Annotated in this window: 12 protein-coding genes; 3 read left to right on the top strand and 9 right to left on the bottom strand. The window is 42.8% G+C overall.

All coding sequences use genetic code 11. The features are described 5' to 3' along the window. Positions 1–66 precede the first annotated feature (66 nt). Complete coding sequence (locus R7044_RS05630; protein ID WP_225455402.1) at positions 67–1,503, bottom strand: arylsulfatase; 1,437 nt, start codon at positions 1,501–1,503, stop codon at positions 67–69. 247 nt (positions 1,504–1,750) lie between these two features. On the opposite strand from R7044_RS05630, the gene R7044_RS05625 reads away from it, so the two are divergent. After that, positions 1,751–3,268 carry an arylsulfatase gene (locus R7044_RS05625; protein WP_033905220.1) on the top strand — a complete coding sequence of 506 codons (1,518 nt, stop codon included), beginning with the start codon at positions 1,751–1,753 and terminating at the stop codon, positions 3,266–3,268. Positions 3,269–3,375: 107 nt separating this feature from the next. Here R7044_RS05625 and R7044_RS05620 read toward each other — a convergent pair whose 3' ends face one another. The 3 genes from R7044_RS05620 to R7044_RS05610 all read right to left on the bottom strand — a co-directional run bounded on the left by R7044_RS05620 (position 3,376) and on the right by R7044_RS05610 (position 7,013). After that, entirely contained in the window at positions 3,376–4,374 is a 999-nt protein-coding gene (locus R7044_RS05620; protein ID WP_033905219.1) for an HAD family hydrolase, read from the bottom strand. Between the two features lie 162 nt (positions 4,375–4,536). Then, positions 4,537–5,634, bottom strand: a complete 1,098-nt coding sequence (locus R7044_RS05615; RefSeq protein WP_213969554.1) for a hypothetical protein — start codon at positions 5,632–5,634, stop codon at positions 4,537–4,539. Between the two features lie 53 nt (positions 5,635–5,687). After that, on the bottom strand, positions 5,688–7,013 hold the full coding sequence (locus R7044_RS05610) for an anaerobic sulfatase maturase (protein WP_213885335.1): 1,326 nt from the start codon (positions 7,011–7,013) through the stop codon (positions 5,688–5,690). A 178-nt stretch (positions 7,014–7,191) separates the two neighbouring features. Between R7044_RS05610 and R7044_RS05605 the strand changes: the two genes are divergently transcribed. Beyond that, complete coding sequence (locus R7044_RS05605) at positions 7,192–7,980, top strand: formylglycine-generating enzyme family protein (RefSeq protein ID WP_205390847.1); 789 nt, start codon at positions 7,192–7,194, stop codon at positions 7,978–7,980. 46 nt (positions 7,981–8,026) lie between these two features. Here R7044_RS05605 and R7044_RS05600 read toward each other — a convergent pair whose 3' ends face one another. Then, a complete protein-coding gene (locus R7044_RS05600; RefSeq protein ID WP_205390846.1) occupies positions 8,027–10,357 on the bottom strand; it encodes a tetratricopeptide repeat protein in 2,331 nt (776 codons plus the stop codon). A 388-nt stretch (positions 10,358–10,745) separates the two neighbouring features. On the opposite strand from R7044_RS05600, the gene R7044_RS05595 reads away from it, so the two are divergent. Beyond that, the gene (locus R7044_RS05595) at positions 10,746–12,311 is read left to right on the top strand and encodes an arylsulfatase (RefSeq protein WP_186584300.1); all 1,566 of its coding nucleotides are present in this window, start codon (positions 10,746–10,748) and stop codon (positions 12,309–12,311) included. Between the two features lie 176 nt (positions 12,312–12,487). On the opposite strand, the gene R7044_RS05590 is transcribed toward R7044_RS05595, so the two are convergent. The 4 genes from R7044_RS05590 to ectA all read right to left on the bottom strand — a co-directional run bounded on the left by R7044_RS05590 (position 12,488) and on the right by ectA (position 16,223). After that, positions 12,488–13,909, bottom strand: a complete 1,422-nt coding sequence (locus R7044_RS05590) for an aspartate kinase (protein WP_005377768.1) — start codon at positions 13,907–13,909, stop codon at positions 12,488–12,490. 79 nt (positions 13,910–13,988) lie between these two features. Then, positions 13,989–14,375, bottom strand: a complete 387-nt coding sequence (locus tag R7044_RS05585; RefSeq protein ID WP_005377769.1) for an ectoine synthase — start codon at positions 14,373–14,375, stop codon at positions 13,989–13,991. A gap of 14 nt (positions 14,376–14,389) precedes the next feature. Then, entirely contained in the window at positions 14,390–15,655 is a 1,266-nt protein-coding gene (ectB, locus tag R7044_RS05580; RefSeq protein ID WP_017820939.1) for a diaminobutyrate--2-oxoglutarate transaminase, read from the bottom strand. Positions 15,656–15,689: 34 nt separating this feature from the next. Next, complete coding sequence (gene ectA, locus R7044_RS05575) at positions 15,690–16,223, bottom strand: diaminobutyrate acetyltransferase (RefSeq protein ID WP_005393379.1); 534 nt, start codon at positions 16,221–16,223, stop codon at positions 15,690–15,692. Positions 16,224–16,420: the final 197 nt, after the last annotated feature.

Here is a 16,420-nt window from a genome sequence, read left to right as displayed (position 1 = left end):
TGGCTCTAATGAGATATTGAACCAAAAACATACCTCATGTATGCGAGAAAGAGCCATTGGGATAAACTACTTCTGGCGTAACCCATCCACTGGAAATTGATTGAAATTCCCCTTGCTACAATCGGGCTTATATCCAAATGGAGCAGGGAAAGGAATCGTATCGCAGCTTGTTGCAACGGAAGATTCAAACTTTACTCTCTTTCCTATCATGATAGGAAATAACCATGTGGCATTATTTCTTAAATCAAACTCCTCTTTAGGGTCATCAATCAAATTGTATATTTCAGGGATCTGTAATGGGCGCCCTTTCTCCGGCATGATATCTTGATCAATAAAGTGCATCTTGTAATTTTCCCACTTATAAGCGTAGGTTTCAGAGCCATTGTTAACGATAAAACCATCTCGATTAGACTTTTCACTATCTCCCTTTAAAAAGGCCCACTGATCAATACTATCTATTGTTCTATCGCTTGGTAATTTGTATCCACCGACATGAGAAAGTGAGGCAAATAGATCCACAACATGGATAATTTCATCACTCACTCTGCCCGGTTTGATGTGGTTAGGCCAAGAGGCAATAAATGGTGTTCGGAGAGAGCCTTCAAGAGCCGTAAAGTACGCACCACGCCATGGTCCGCTAGAGCCTTGGTATGGCATATGCCACTCTGGACCGTTGTCAGAAAACCAAATCACTAGTGTATTGTCTTTAATTCCTGCTTTTTCTATTGCACCAATAACTTGCCCAGCTCGAAAATCTATCTCAGCTAACACATCTGAGTAATTTCCTTTGCCTGTTTTACCAATAAAATCAGGATGAGGTAGCGTCGGTAAATGTGGTTGAGTAAAAGTAATTACAGAGAAAAATGGCTTATTCTCTTTCACATTTCGATTTATAAAATCTGTGGCATGTTCAACTAGCTCACTGTCAATCGTTCTACGTGAGTCCAAATTATATTCTTTGACCCCTTTAGGATCCTGCCCTGCTCTAGCTGAAAGGATTTGAGGTTTAGGTAATATAGCTTTATAACCGGGTTGAGAGCTATATTCTGACTCATCCGTCGTATTTGCAATGCCATACCATTCATCAAAGCCTTGATCCGTTGGAAAGCGCCCTTTTTGGTCTCCCAAATGCCATTTCCCGTAAAGGCTCGTGTTATATCCTTGTTCCTTAAACTTCTCTGCAATGGTTATCTCCCAGTTCACCATACCGTAAGGCACTCCCCAAACAACCTTATCTGTCCCAGATCTAAGCGCTCGCCTCCCCGTCATGAATGAGGAGCGAGTTGGCGTGCATTGCGGTTCCACATTAAAATTAGTAAGGCGTACACCTTCTCTAGCAAGTTGATCTAAGTTTTTAGTTTCAACACCTCTGGTACTCCCATAGGAACTTAGTTCCCCCCACCCAAGGTTATCAACCAACATTACCACGACATTTGGTGTCTCTTCCGCAACCACTTCTAACGGGATACATAGAAACAGGATAGTTGCTAGTTTATTTTTCATAGTGTCGCCTTTCATTGAAATTCAATCCTGTAAGTGCGTCTTATCACACTTAAAACACACTAAAGTCTAGTCCATGTTAGTTAACATTTTTGAAAAACAGGGATTACTTGGAAGCAACAAAAAACCTCTACTATATTCAACTGACTACATTGTCTCATTTGGTGTCATCTAACTCGACTTCGCCATGATGAACACAATTAGTAACGTTATATAACGATAATGGATTCATTTATCGCGGAGGATTTTCATGCGAAACTCGATTAAAAAGGTAATGGCATTGGTCGGTACATTAGCTGCGTCCACAGCCTTTGCTGCCGATAAGCCCAACATCCTTGTGTTCTGGGGTGACGATGTAGGTGTATACAACATTAGTGCGTATCACAATGGTATGATGGGAGGGAAGACTCCTAACATTGATAAAATCGCCAATGAAGGTGCCATTTTCACAGACGCTTACGCACAACAGAGTTGTACTGCCGGACGAGCCTCATTTATTCTGGGTCAACATCCGTTTCGTACCGGTCTATTGACTATTGGTATGCCCGGCGCAAAAGAGGGTATTCAATCGAAAGATCCTACTATCGCAGAGTTACTTAAAAATCACGGCTATGTGTCTGGTCAGTTTGGTAAAAACCACCTTGGTGATCAAGATGAGCACCTACCAACTAACCATGGGTTTGATGAGTTCTTTGGTAACCTATACCATTTAAACGCGGAAGAAGAGCCTGAGTCTGAGTTTTATCCAAAAGATCCAGAGTTTCGTAAAAAATTCGGACCTCGAGGCGTGTTGAAGGCGACTGCGGATGGCAAAATCGAGGACACAGGTCCCCTTACTCGTAAGCGTATGGAAAACGTAGACCGAGAGTTCATGGATGCTAGCTTGGCCTTTATGGAAAAAGCAGTAAAAGAAGACAAACCATTCTTTATTTGGCATAACTCAACCCGTATGCACGTCTGGACACATTTGAGTGAAGAATATCAAGGGAAGTCAGGTTACGGCTTATACGCCGATGGCATGATGGACCTAGATGATCAAGTAGGTGTCATGCTTGATAAACTTGAAGAGCTAGGCGTAGCAGATAACACCATTGTTGTTTTTAGTACCGATAATGGCGCTGAGAAATTTACCTGGCCAGATGGTGGTACTACACCGTTCAAGGGCGAAAAAGGTACGACTTGGGAAGGCGGATTCCGCGTTCCGATGATGGTACGCTGGCCTGGAAACATTAAACCAGGAACGGTTATCAACGATATCTTTTCACAAGAAGACTGGATGCCAACTCTACTAGCAGCTGTGGGCGAACCTGATGTGAAAGAAAAACTATTGAAGGGTCATAAAGCAGCGGGCAAAACCTTTAAAGCACATTTAGATGGCTACAACCAACTTGATCTGCTGACTGGTAAAGCTGATGAAGGCGCACGCAAAGAAATCTTTTACTTCGATGCTGGTGGTAATTTAAACGCCGTTCGTTATAAAGACTGGAAGATCCACTTCAGTGTTATGGAGGGTGCCATTAATGAGGCATACCGCAAAACACCTAGTTGGCCTTTGATTGTAAACCTTCGTATGGATCCATTTGAGGTCGGTCCAGATGCAGCACTTTACGTCAGACATTTTTACGCTGATCAAATGTGGATGTTCGTTCCTGCTCAAGCTATCGTGCGTAAGTTCCTAGAGACATTTAAGGAGTTCCCTGCAACGAAAGGTAGCTCGTTAAGTATTGAAAAAGTGGTAGAAACAATGACACAGCAACCTAGAAACTAGACCCTAGGTATCGAAGCTACTGTGGAATTAACTAAGGCCTCAATTGTGAGGCCTTTTATTTCGTTGCAATTGTTTGGTTGCAGCAATTTATGGTCAAACAAAGATTATCATTTAGTGCTCTCTTTAAACACTTGATTCCAATCTTGTTTCATATCGACAAATAGCCAACCTTGCTCTTCACCTACTTTAAACGATTTATCTAACTTACCAACATGAGAATCTTTATCATACGCCCATTCGCGCTTGTCATCCGTGTGATGGATAATCGCAGAAAATCTTGGACCTGAACCTGCTTTCGTCCACTCTAACATCTGTAAATCACCATCAGAATTACCAAACGCCATGACCGGACGTTTGCCAATGAAGTTTTGGATCGTCACAGGCTTTACTGCTTTGTCATTGACGAAGTCTATTTCCGGCATGCGTTGGATGGTAGGTTTTCCATCAACACTTTGATATTCCGCCTTTAACGTCGTCCCCACGATGTTTTGCGTTGGAATGCCGTATACTTCCGGCGCCCAAACGCGCATAAATTCAATTCCGCCTCCAGAAACGATGTAGGTCTGATAGTCGTTCGCTCTTAAATAGTCGAGCAGTTCGAGCATAGGTTGATAGACCATTTCAGTGTATGGTCTACCCGTTGTTGGATGGACAGCCGTTTTCAACCATTCCTTAACTTCTTGATGAAACTGTTCAGTAGACATTCCAGAATGGGTTGCCATAACAAGCTTCATTACACCTTCGAGTCCTTGCTTACCAATCCCCTCCATGTCACCTTTTAATGCGGAAGCAAAGGGTTCGGTTGTCTTCCAATCAGGATGCTCAGAGGCCATTTCTTTTACTCTATCGATCGCAAAAAACAACTGTAGATAAACAGGCTTTTCTGCCCAAAGTGTTCCATCATTATCAAACGTCGCGATTCGTTGGCTTTCCGGCACATAGGAATCCGAACCTTGGGTCGTTGTTTTCGTAACAAACGCCATAATAGCTTGCTTAGCGTCAGTGTTGTTCCATGACGGAAGTGGATCTTGCATATCAGCAGCAACAGCGTAACTAGACAGAGCAAAACCTGTTGCTAAGACAATCGCCTTTAACTTTATAGCCATCTTAATTCCTTATATTGAGGTGCTAGGTGCGAATCCAATCAAAAGTATAGTTCAATTGAAACAGGCGCATATTGAACTGACATATCCAACGGCCACCAGAAAGTGACAATGTCACCAATCTAGTCCACTATTTTATTAAAATAGAAACATGGAATTTAACGATTAGAGTTTAAATTCATTGGCTTCAACTGATGTAGAGGCACTTTTACGTCCCTTTTTCTGATTGAGCTCTTCAATAACATAGTCGGGAGCGACCTTCGTTAGCTCTGTTAAGCAGTCATCCGTTTTAGGGTTGCCGTATCTAACATAGATGTCACACACGGCATACAATTGTTCTGGAGCACCGGATATCAAATACGCTTGCTCAAAAGCGTTGACAGACTTCTTCAAGTCTAACTCTTCTTGCAGAACACCATTTAAGTACCAAAAGTAACTGTTCGTCTTTGCCATCGTCGCAGCTTTGTCTATTTCAAACGCCGCTTCTTTCTTTTTGTCTAATCTAACCAAAGCGAGAGATTTAGAATAATGCAGCGAGGCATCTTCTGAATTTAGCTTGATACCCTCGTCAAGCACGTTGATAGCTTTTTGGTCTAGCTGTTGCGCTCGGAAGTTGTCTGCGTAGCTTAACCAAACTTGAGGGTTGTTTGGCTCAAGCTTAGTTAACTCTGGGTATATCAGCGCCGCTTTATCCCAATCACGATGCCAACGGTAAACGTCTGCAAGTAATAACTTGGAAACATTATCGTTCTTACTGGACAAGTGTGCTGTCAGCTCTGAAACAGGCCCCTCAAGTGACTGCTGTTGCTCCGAACTCAAATTGGCGTAATCTCGAACGAGGTTAATCGCTGCTGTAATTCGCACCATGGCGGCGTCATCACTCAATAATGGTGAAATCAAACGCCAACGGTGCTCAATCATATATGGCTGTGCTCCCACGATCGCAGCTTCGCGAATACCTGCATCTTCATCCTGCAACCCACGCGCAACTGCAACCAATGCATTTTGGCTTGGATAGTTGGCTAACTCACGTAAAGCATCAATACGTTTTTCTGAAGACAACTTTTTATTTTGCGCATCATAAGACAGCTTTTCGACTCGTTGCGCCGGTGTCATTTGAGCTTCTTGTGGAGTGACAACCGTTGTCGGCGATACTTGATCTGGGTCTAGCAATGTTGTTTCTTGTGCCACCACGGATTGACTCGTAGCAATGCCGATCGAGATCACGAGTAATGATTTAGAGAGCAGCTTAATTTTTTGCATTCAATAACCTATATTCTTTCATTTCCGGGCCTGTAGCAGGCGTAGTGACTATCTTAAAACTTCATTTCAAACACAGTCTGTGTTTGAGTAGCTTGCTGGCGTAGAATCTGGTCACTGTATTTACCGTGAACCACTGGGTTACCTGTCGCTCGTAAGATGTACGCCATCGACTGATCAACATGGGTAAAAAACTTCTTCCAACCCGCGCAGAGATAATTAAGACCAGGCTCACCTTGCCTAGTACGGATAAAACGGTTTTTGGGACATTCTCCAAAACATGCAAATTGATAATCACATTGAAGGCACTGTTGGGGCAGCGTACGACTTTTAGCAAACCCAAATTTCTGCTGCTCAGAGCTATAAGCGAGCGTATCGAGCTTTTCGTGATGAATGTTTCCAACCTTATATTCTGGGTACACGTAATGATCACACGCAAACACATCACCATTAGGCTCCATTGCTAAGCCTTTCCCGCAGATTTCACCTAACGTACACAGTGGGTTTTTTCTGCCCATCCAGGTTTCGATACTGGCTTCAAAGTACTGAACAAACACGTTGCCGATATCGTGTAAAACCCATTCATTGAAAATCGCGATCAGAAAATTTCCCCATGCTTCATCCGCAACGCAAAAAGGCTCAACAACGGCATCTTTATGACCTGGGATCAACCGTTTATCTCCTTGTTTTAGTTGCTCGTTTGGCTCCCAGGTTTGAGGGGCGGTTGTTCTGAATGTTTTCTGCTCAACTATTGGAATAAACTGCATTTGAGGGGAGCGTACTTCATCTCGCAAGAATCGGTAAACTTCAAGTGGGTTACGGCTGGTCAAGTTGTTAACACAAGTGAGCGTAGCAAACTTTACTTCGTGCTTATGTAATAATTCAACCGCATTCATAACTTGCCGGAATGTGCCTCTACCAGCTCGGTTTGTTCGATAAGCGTTGTGCATCATTTCTGGGCCATCAATGCTTAAACCGACGAGAAAGTTGTTCGCCTTTAAAAACTCACACCATTCATCGTTAAGCAGTGTGCCATTAGTCTGGAGATCATTGGAGATCGTAATACCATCGGGACGGTATTTATTCTGTAGCTCAACAATTGTCTTGAAATAATCCAAACCTAGCATTGTCGGCTCACCACCCTGCCAAGAGAAAATGATTTCAGGTGTATTCTGTCCCGCTATATATTGACGGATATAGGTCTCGAGCGTTTCCTCATCCATGACTGGTGAGCAGCCTGGCTTGTACTCAAGTAAATCTTGTTTGCTTAGGTAGTAACAATAGGTGCAATCGATATTGCACACTGCACCGATAGGTTTCGCCATGACATGTAATCGCTTGGATGCTTTTCCATTGAACTGCGGACCTTGAGTTATGTGCATTCATCACCTTCTTAGTTGCTAGCCTGCGCCCAACGGCGTTAAGACTAATCATTAAGTTAATCGCCTAGTGTGATGATAATGTTCAATTATTCGTGGCGCTTGTTATAGTGTGTATAACTGTTTTTCATAGACTTGCCTGATAAAATTTTTTGATCATAAATGTTGATGGAGCTCCCCTATGAAGCATTCCAAAAGTAATACTCTTTACCTTGGTGCCACTATTTCGATTTCGCTAATTATCACTGGATGTGCAACAACACAACCTAGCCCTCTTGCTCAAAAAATCGATCAAGATATGGTTCTTATTGAAGGTGGACAATTTATGATGGGCTCGGATAATCCATCAGCAAATAAATCCGAGCGCCCGGCTCGCACCGTTCGCGTGGATGATTTCTATTTGGCAAAATTTGAGGTAACCCAAGAGTTATTCGAATCGGTTACAGGCTCTTCTCTGAGTTATTTTAGAAACCCAAATACGCCCGTGAATAACATTAGCTGGCAACAAACCAATTATTTTATAAAGAAATTGAATGAAAAAACGGGAGAGCACTATCGTTTACCCACAGAAGCAGAATGGGAGTTTGCAGCGAAAGGGGGCAATCTAAGTCAAGGATTCACTTACGCGGGGTCTGATGATATTAACGACGTTGCCTGGTATGCCAGTAACTCAAACAATAAGGCACACAAGGTAGGTCAGAAAAAACCGAATGAGCTTGGCTTATACGATATGACGGGTAATGTTGGTGAGTTTGTTATTGATGCGTTTGATGAAGGCTATTACAAATCAGCACCAAGTGATAATCCGGTAAACGCAAAAGATGAAAAAGAAAGCCTGGCACACAAGTCTGTACGAGGTGGTAGCTTTGCCTATGATGCTGACGAATCCGAAAACTATCGTCGCGATTTTGCTAGCCAGTCAGTCATCATGTCCGACATGGGGCTGAGATTAGCGAAAGACGCTGATTAAACTAAGTAAGAAAAAAGTGGAGCGATAAAAGCTCCACTTTTGGTAATTAGCTCCTATTGACCCCAACAATAGAGGCTTTAAGCTGATCAATAGCTTGCTTAGGTGCATAGTGACTAAGCTCTTGTATGCACCTATCGAAAGCAAAAGCGACAGCACCTTTTTTATGATTTCTCGCTAGAACCTCGCATTGAGCATACAAGTGCTGTGGATTGCCACCGACTTCAAATGCTGTTTGCAACGCTTTACTGGCTTCTAGAACATCGCTTTTTTCTAGAGCTAGACCGTACACGTACCAATAATGAGCATTAGTTTCACCAATTTCTGCGGCGCGTCTAAGTAGCTTTTTCGCATCATCAGCTTTGCCTTGACGCAACAAAGAAAGACCTGCGCTGTATGGTAACGTGCTGGATTTAGGTTGAGCTTTCATCCCTTGTTGTAGCACCGTGAGCGCAGCTTCTTCTTTACCTAGGTGACGATACAAATCTGCTAGGTTAACGTAGCTATTTTCGAAATAGGGTTCGATGCTGATCGCTTGTTTATACAGCTCGGCCGCTTTGTCGATTTCACCTAAGCTGCGGTACACATTCGCCAAATTGGTTCTTCCGAAACCACGATCGGCATTAAACTCTTGAATTTCCATGTACTCTTCTAAAGGTGATTTAATGATATCTTTTTGTAAAGGGGTCATTTGTGCGTAGCTCGCTACCAGCACCGAGGCAGCTTCCGCTCTCACTGAAAGCACCGGGTCACCAAGCAATGGCTCTAGAATCCGCCACCGGTCATGAAATTCATAACCAGACGAGCCTGAAATTGCCCCTAATCGAACCATTTCATTCTCATTCTTAACGGCCCTAGCCAAAGATACTGTTGTATTTTGGTCAGTGTTGCCCCCCATTCTCTCCAGGGCTGAAGCACGAATAATGTCTTTTAACGACGAATCCTGAGCAGAGTATGCCAACGCATTTGCTGCTCCTTGATGACCAATTGAATCCGCATAAAATGCAACAGCAAAATGTTGTTGATTACGATACCTCGAATTCGGGTACCATTCTGCTATCTGTTCATCGGCCCATTGATTGCTTTTATCTTCATGGCATGACATGCAAACATTGGGCGTTCCAATGTGTTTGCTCAAATCCGGTCGTGGAATATGCCAACTGTGGTCTCTACGAGGATCGACTTGCATGTAAGTCGTTTCTGGCATGTGACAAGTCGTACATTGCGATGCTTCAGATCCAGCCTTATGAAAGGTATGCTTTTCAGGTGTATATTCCGATGCAATATGGCATTGCGAACATACTGCCTCTTCTGGGATCGTTAACTCTGCCGTGTGTGGATCATGGCAATTAGTGCACGTGACCCCCTTCTCCGCCATTTCAGATTGAAGAAACGAACCATAAACATAATCTTCGTCGTAAATCTGTCCATCATGATAGTAGAGTTCAGGTGTTATAAGACTTAAGCGATATTTATCAAAAAAGGAACCTTTAACATGATCACCTGTTTCATTTAACTGGGTTCGGCGACTATGGCATTGAGCGCATGTTTGCACTTGATTGGTTGCTTCAATTGATTTCGGCTGTAACGTACTATGGCCTTCCTCAAACACCCAATCCGACACTGCTTTAGACAATTTTCGATCAAAGCCATAATGGCTGTCATGCTCAAAAGAAGTGCCAGCATTTTTGTATTTCTTGGCCAGTTCTATGTGCTGACTAGCGGGACCATGGCATGCTTCGCATCCCACATTAATCTCTGACCATGAGCTGTTGTAAGTGTTTTTGTCAGCGTCGTAATTCTTCTTTAGGTTCGTTGAATGGCAATCAGCACACATGAAGTTCCAATTTTGCCCGGTATTGGTCCAATAGAATTCATCCGTTGTTGTCGTTTCTGGATAAAGATGAAACCAACGCTGTCCCCCTTCAACTTTAGCTCTTGTGTCCCAAGCAAAAGGAATAAGCTGCACGCGGCCATCTTCAAACTCGACCATGTACTGCTGTAGTGGCTCCCAGCCAAATGTATAGCTGATCTTATAGTCATGCCATTGCCCGTCAGAGCCTTGAATGTTGACCCAATATTCGCCGCCTTTTTTAAAAAAACGATTAGGCATTCCTTTGTGCGTTACAACATGGTTATCAAAATCACCACGTACAGAGGTTGTACTTGCATGCTTCATGGCCATATCGTGATGTGACCCTTTCCAAGCCTCCACCTCGTTTTGGTGGCAATCTATACAAGCTTGTGTGCCAGCATATTCTGGATTTAAGCCTGAAGGAATATTTGGTTTCTCTGTTAATAACTCTTGAGAAAAAGCCATAAAACTGACAACAACGTTGACCAGCAATAAAATGCGAAACCGGCCTGCCCACTGACTCATAGATATCCTTATATTTATAATGTACAACCTAAATCAATATAGACACTAAATCACTGGTTATACAAATAATTACAAGCAATACATAACGACTTTAGTATTGCTTTAGGACCGTAAAACAAGCGAGCATCCTATTGTTTTTCATTTCCATCCCCTCTTCTACTACGCAATAAAAATAAGGCTCTTAAGTGATCTAAATCTACTTTACGAATCTCTACAAACTAACAGAACAATCCTATTTCTTTTTAATTAACAAATGGTTACAACCTAGAAATAACTTATGGTTATATCGAGTATAAGAGGATTTTTCTATATACATCATTAACTTATGCAGCAACTAAGCATAAGGCTCACTTGTGCTTATCTTTACTCTCAACAATCTGGAGTTTTTATGGCAAATCAATTGAGCAAAATCGCTGTAGGCGCAGGAATGTTAGCGGCGTCCAGTGCCGCTATGGCAGCCGACAAACCGAATATTCTGGCAATTTTTGGTGACGATATCGGCTACTGGAATATCAGCGCATACAACCAAGGTATGATGAGTTACAAAACGCCAAACATCGACCGTATAGCGAATGAAGGCGCGTTGTTCACAGATCACTACGGACAACAGTCTTGTACTGCTGGTCGCGCGGCCTTTATTACAGGTGAAGAGCCATTTCGTACGGGTTTGTTAACAATTGGTATGCCAGGCTCTGACCACGGTATACCTGATTGGGCGCCAACCATTGCAGATCTGTTAAAAGAACAAGGTTACATGACGGGTCAATTTGGTAAAAACCACTTAGGTGACCAAGATAAGCACTTACCGACCAAACACGGCTTTGACGAATTCTTCGGTAACTTATATCACCTAAACGCAGAAGAAGAGCCTGAAACTTATTACTACCCTAAAGACCCAGAGTTTCGTAAAAACTATGGCCCTCGTGGTGTCATTAAGTCTTATGCCGACGGTAAGATTGAAGACACTGGCCCGATGACACGAAAACGTATGGAGCACGCAGATGAAGAGTTCCTAGAGAGCTCTTTGGCATTTATGGAAAAAGCAGTTAAGGCGGATAAACCCTTCTTTATTTGGCATAACGCCACTCGTATGCACGTTTGGACTCGCTTGCAGGAAAAATACCAAGGTAAATCAGGTGTAAGCATTTATGCCGATGGTATGCTGGAACATGATGATCATGTAGGTGTTTTACTCGACAAGCTGGATGAGCTAGGTGTTGCAGACAACACTATCGTTATCTACTCAACGGACAACGGCGCAGAAACCATGACTTGGCCAGATGGTGGCGCAACACCATTCCATGGTGAAAAAGGTACAACTTGGGAAGGCGGTATGCGTGTTCCTCAACTGGTTCGTTGGCCAGGCGTCATTAAGCCAGGAACCAAGATCAATGAAATGATGGCACACCAAGACTGGTTGCCTACATTATTGGCAGCTGCTGGCGTACCTGATGTAAAAGAAAAACTGGCAGAAGGCTACAAAGCAAATGGCAAAGAGTGGCGTGTACATTTAGATGGTTATAACTTCATGCCATACTTTGAAGGTAAGGAAGAAAAAGGCCCTCGTGAGTCGCTGCTTTACTTTACGTCTAATGGTGAATTAAACGCTGTCCGCTGGAATGACTGGAAACTTCACTTTGCAACGCTTGAAGGGAACCTAAGTAACGCAGTTCGTTTTGCTCCGAACTGGCCTAAAATCATCCACCTACGCGCTGACCCATTCGAAAAAGGCCCAAGCGAATCACAAATGTACTTGCGTTGGATGGCTGACAACATGTGGCTATTTGTACCTGTTCAAGACGTTGTGGGAGAGTTCTTTAAAACACTTCCAGAATACCCAATGCAACGTGGCACAGCGATGAACCCTGCTTCACTAAACTACGACTCTCTAAAAATGCAAGAGAAGCTGCAGCAACTAGACAAAGTTGAACAAGAAATCAGCAAGTTTAAGTAAACTAAGTTAACGTTAGTTAATCAGTAACATTAAGCCAGCAGACCATTCTGCTGGCTTATGTGTATCGCCACATAGGAACTTACTTAAATCGTCTGTTTAGACTATGCAAAAGTACAAACTGAAAAACAAAAAAGGAGAGCTAACCTGCTCTCCTTTGTATTTTAACCGTGGATAAACTAAGCCACATTAACCGATTTAGCTAAACTGCTACTTTGGAAAAACTCATCATGCAATGCGCAAATCGCGTGCTGGTATTCCTTATCACCGACAACAAATTGAACATTTACATTTCTCAATGATGAGTGCAGTGCAACTGGCGTAACGCCATTATTCATCAATGCAAGCACACCTTTCGCCAACGTCTTGTTGGTATCAATTTGAGAACCGATGGCTGAGATAAGCGCGACCATACGACCTTTAATCGAGGCATTCGGATAACGTTTCTCGGCTTTATACAATACTTTGTTTAAGCTATCTGTACTGCCACCTAGATAGTAAGTAATAGAGTTAGCGTTCATCTCTTTACCAACCAAACTTACACGAGCATCGGAGATGATTTCCATCAATTCGTAACTAACGTTATCGGCTTTTCCTACCATTGCTTGGTCAAACAAATGCAGTGCAAATACTTTCTCTTTACCTGCGATGATCTCGACTTTGTCTTCTTCTGGGCGGTAGCTTGAAGAGATCAAAGTACCTTCGTGTTCAGGTTCGAATGTATTTTTAATCTGTAGCTCAATACCACTTTCACGCAAACCCGCAGCGGCATTTGGGTGAATCGCTTCCATGCCAAGGTTGGCAAGTTGGTCTGCTACGTCATAGTTTGTACTACCAATTGGTAATACTTTTTCAGGGCCAACAACGCGTGGGTCCGCTGAGCTCAAGTGGTACTCTTTGTGAATTACTGCTAAATCCGCTTTTGTTATTGCTGCAATTCGGCTAAATGTCATCTCACTATAACCCCGGTCATAAGTGTGCATTAGGCCCTCTTTACAGTAAGCATAACCTGTCACGATTGGCAGTTCTTTTGATACATCGATATCAGCAAACGCGTCACTGATCGACTCATCAAGGCTTCTTGGCGCTTGATTATCCCAACCAGACAGGTCAACGAACTTAGCGTTAATACCCATATTTTTTAGTTTTAGTGCTGTGTTGTAAGCACTATGTGCCTCACCGATAGACGAGAGAAACTCTCGAATTTGAGGCAAGTACTGGCGCAACGAAAATTGACCGTACTGACAGGTTTCTAAAATATTCGCGATACAGTTTTTCGCTTCAGCAATGCGGGAGCGAATGAATTTATCCGCACGGATACGATTCATTGGGTCCGCAAAAATATTTTCATTGGTCAGCAACATACGGCTTTCAACGTACGCTAACGCTTCTTCCCATTTGTCGTCGCGTTTCGCGATAAGCTGATAAACGCCTGGTTTACTGGTTTTTTTACACTCAAGCAGCGCATCGGTCATACCACCGTATGCAGATACGACAAAAATACGATTGTATGGTGTTTTGGGACGAAGAATAATATTGTCGAGAACAGCATCAAATGCTGTCATTGATGTACCGCCGATTTTTTCTACGGTAAATGTCATGATAAGCCTTTTTTGATTGGTAACTTTAAAAAGAAGAGATAGTAAAGTGTGGGGTGGCAAAGCACCCCACCATCATCTTTTAGTCAACGAGAGGATAAACACCGTTTTCATCGTGCACTTCAGCGCCAGTAATCGGTGGGTTAAACACACACGCCATTACCATTTCTTTATTCTTATAAGCTCTCAAGTAGTGCTCATCGTGTTTATCAAGGATGTATAATGTACCTGGTTTGATTGGGTACGTTTCTCCACCTACAACTTCAATCTCACCTTCACCACTCATACAAAACACCGATTCAAGGTGGTTTTGATAGTGAATATGAGTTTCTGTATCTTCATAAATCGTTGTGATGTGGAAAGAGAAACCCATGTTGTCGTCTTTCAACAACATGCGGACACTTTCCCAGTTATCTGAAACAACACGTCGTTCGCTGTTGCGGCATTCATCTAGAGTTCTGACGATCATAATTAAAATCCTTATTAAGATGCTTGTTTGAAATGTTTCGCAGCGATAGTCTCTACTGCATTTTCAAAGATGCTTAGTCCTTGATCTAGCTCTGATTCGCTGATGGTTAGTGGACAGAAGAACTTCACAACTTCATCGTCTGGACCCGCTGTCTCTATCACCATTCCATTCTCGAAACAGTTTTTCGCAATTTCAGATGCCATGTCACCATTGATACATTCAATACCAACCATCATGCCGCGGCCTTTTTTCTGCACAAACATTTGTGGAAAGCGACGAACACAACGGTCAATAACAGCACTTACCTTGTCTGAACACTGCTTGATGTGTGTTTCAAAATCATCGTTTGCCCAGTAAATTTCTAGTGCTTTTGCAGCAGTAATAAAGGCGTGATTATTGCCACGGAACGTACCGTTATGCTCGCCTGGCTTCCACTGGTCAAGCTCAGGCTTAAGTAATACGACAGCCATCGGCAAACCGTAACCACCGATCGACTTCGATAGCGTCACGATATCCGGTTGGATACCAGACGGCTCGAAACTAAAGAAAGTACCGGTACGTCCACAACCTGCTTGAATGTCATCGACAATCACAAGAATGTCATTGGCTTTACAGATTTTGCTCAAACGTTGTAACCACTCGTTTGAAGCAGCATTTAAACCACCTTCACCCTGCACAGTTTCAAGAAGTACAGCGGCTGGTTTATCCATACCTGCAGAGTTATCATTTAGCATGGTTTCGAACAGCGCGAGACCATCTACGCCAGCGTAACCTTCAAATGGAATACGAGTGACGTTACTTAGACTAGAACCGTTACCTTGTCTGTGATGCTGGTTACCCGTTGCAGCCAGTGCGCCAGCAGTACAACCATGGAAACCGTTAGTAAACGCAACGACGCTGTCGCGGCCTTTTACTTTTTTAGCCAGCTTCAATGCCGCCTCAACAGCGTTAGTGCCTGTTGGGCCCGTAAACTGAACCTTGTAATCCAAGTTTCTTGGTTTAAGGATGTAAGTATCCAACGCTTCCAGAAACGATGCTTTCGCTTCTGAGTGCATATCCAAACCGTGAGTAATACCGTCCATTTCAATGTACTCAAGCAACGCTTGTTTTAGTACTGGATTGTTATGGCCGTAATTTAGAGATCCCGCTCCAGCAAGGAAGTCTAAGTATCGTTCACCTTGTTCTGTTTCTAGCCAGCAGCCTTTCGCTTTACGAAAAACGACCGGGAAATTGTTTGAATATGAGCGTACGTTGGATTCCTGCTTTTTGAAAATATCCATGATGAGACCGTTTTTAATTCCTATTGTTTGAGGATTATTTGAGAGGAATGCGATACAAATATTCTGTATCGTGTTTGCCTTTAAAGTGGGCTTCTTCATCCAAAAATGTGCTTACTTGGCCAGAATTGCCGTTCATCGCATCTAACTTTTTGAACAGTGCCCAAGAGGCTTTATTATCTTCCGTGATGGTAGTTTCTACCGATTTAACACCGCCTAATTCCTCTCGGGTGAGAAGTTCTTTCAACATGCGGAATGCTAAACCATGACCTCTAAAGCGAGGTGAGACTGCAACTTGCCAGACAAATAAAACGTCTTGCTCGTCTGGTTTCTGATAACCGGAAATGAAACCTGCGATTTCGCCTTTTTGCTCAACCAAAATACTGGTTTTGCTGAAATGCGTAGACTGTAGGAAATTGCAATAAGATGAGTTCATGTCCAATGGAGGACAGTCTGCAATCAAGCTGTAAATGTCGTCACCATCAGAGATTTTAGGCTCACGAAAAATCCATTTTTTACTTGAGTCTTCTCCAATCTCTGGATAAAGGACCCAAGGTGCTGATGTGATCATGTGAAAATACATATCCTTTGAGGTCTAATTAAATTTCCTTTTTATTATGGGCATCCCTCGCGACTAAAAATCAAATAATCCGCCTTTTTATCGGTATTTTTGTGATTCAAATCACAAAAATAAACCTATTAACCAAAAGTTAAAATAGTTCGAGGTCTAATTTATTAAATAGTCACCTAAATGCACAGTACAAAAAA

It is taken from the genome of Vibrio sp. 1402, from assembly GCF_033340275.1.
This window is presented reverse-complemented; position numbering and strand designations above follow the sequence as displayed.